General features: G+C 56.8%; 4 protein-coding genes. All 4 read left to right on the forward strand.

Translation table 11 applies throughout. The annotated features are described in order from the left end of the window. On the forward strand, positions 1–372 hold a 372-nt coding region (locus Q0349_RS07305), incomplete at its 5' end, for a hypothetical protein (RefSeq protein ID WP_298080215.1). Beyond that, on the forward strand, positions 372–683 hold the full coding sequence (locus Q0349_RS07310) for a hypothetical protein (protein WP_281839558.1): 312 nt from the start codon (positions 372–374) through the stop codon (positions 681–683). The genes Q0349_RS07305 and Q0349_RS07310, both read left to right, overlap by 1 nt. A 97-nt stretch (positions 684–780) precedes the next feature. Continuing rightward, the gene (locus Q0349_RS07315) at positions 781–1,224 is read left to right on the forward strand and encodes a hypothetical protein (RefSeq protein WP_281839559.1); all 444 of its coding nucleotides are present in this window, start codon (positions 781–783) and stop codon (positions 1,222–1,224) included. Positions 1,225–1,233: 9 nt separating this feature from the next. Continuing rightward, positions 1,234–1,464, forward strand: a 231-nt coding sequence (locus Q0349_RS07320) for a hypothetical protein (RefSeq protein ID WP_298080216.1), incomplete at its 3' end; no start/stop codon positions are given.

The following is a 1,464-nucleotide window of genomic DNA, read 5'->3' on the forward strand; positions in this document are numbered from 1 at the left end:
AACCACGAATCTCCCGAACGTCCCGCCCGCTCCCGGCTGTACCTGCTGCTTGCGCCTTTGCTCGCCGCGAGTGCCGCCGAAGCGAAAGGCACGAAAAAGCCTGCCGCCGTGCCCCTGCGCGGCGAGCAGGCCGAGATTGAGTCCGTCCTGCGCGAGCTGGAATACCTGCGCGAGCGGGTGCAGGCACTACAGGGCAAATACGGGCGTGTCACCGGCAACGCCAAGATCCGCTTCAACTACCCGGCATGTATTGAGCAGTTGCGCGTCACGGAAGGGAACATCCGCGATTTCTTGAACGCGCGCATTGACGTGATTACCACCACTCCGCCGCAGCCGGTGAAAGGCGACCTGCATTTTGTGAGGCCGAACTGATGGCGAATGACAACGACGGCAAGATTTCCAGTGGGGATACCGCACGCGATATCGCCAAGGTGAAGGAAGCCTTCAACGGCACTGCCAGCATCGACAAACATCCAAACATCAAACTCGATTATGCCCTCGGCAAGGTCATGGTCGCACTACCAATCGCATTGCTGTTGCTGATGGGTCTTCATGTGCTGATGACCAAAGTCAAAACAGCGGACAACGAACAGGGCGAGCTCGGCGTCGTCCGCGTGGTCGGCATGATTGTCGTCGGCCTGGTGATGCTGCTGGCGTTTATCTACATGACTACTACCGAATAACCCGACCACCACGGAGGCTTTATGCATGTGATGACCCCTGGCTGACATTTTTGCCACCTATTTTTCTTATTTCTTCATCCACAAACACGGAGTTTTTATGCAAAACCTGACCCTCACCCCGCGCTACCGTCTGCCCGGTGGCTTCATGATAGATGGCGCTACCCTGCTGCGCGTCCTGCTGTTGTTGGCATTGTTTGCCATGTTGCTCTGGGGCAATGATGCCTTTGCCCAGGCCAAGCTGCCGACCGGCGACAAACTGGCCATCCCTGGCACAAACGATGGGGATTCCTGGGCGAAAAAAATTGTCTATGCCATCGTTTTTATCATTGTACTGATGGCTCTGGCTGGTCTCGGCAAGGGGCTCGTTGACTTTATTTTCAACATGTTCAACGACGCTAACGATGCCCGTCAGTCCGACAGTGGCTGGGGGGCGACTCTGAAAAAGGTTGGCATTGGCCTTGTCCTCATCATCGTTGCCGTTGTGGTGTTCATGGTGTTGAACGAGTACGTCATCGATCCGCTCCTGAAAATGTTTGGCTGAGGCAAGACGATGGCACAGCACGAAGAACGGCGCGGCAAGCCGCGCAAAACCCTGAGCCAGCTGGAGGAAGAACCGGAAACTTCCTTCTATGGGCTTACCTTCGGCGAGGTCAGCAGCATCCTGAAAAAGGTCATCCTGGTCGCCGTTGCCGCCGCCGTCGTGCTGTCCATGCTCATCCGCTGGGAGATCGCTTCCATCCTCGCCATCGGCATCTCCATTGGCTTCGGCTGGCTGCTCGTC

Source organism: uncultured Cardiobacterium sp. (assembly GCF_938028185.1).
Taxonomy (GTDB): domain Bacteria; phylum Pseudomonadota; class Gammaproteobacteria; order Cardiobacteriales; family Cardiobacteriaceae; genus Cardiobacterium.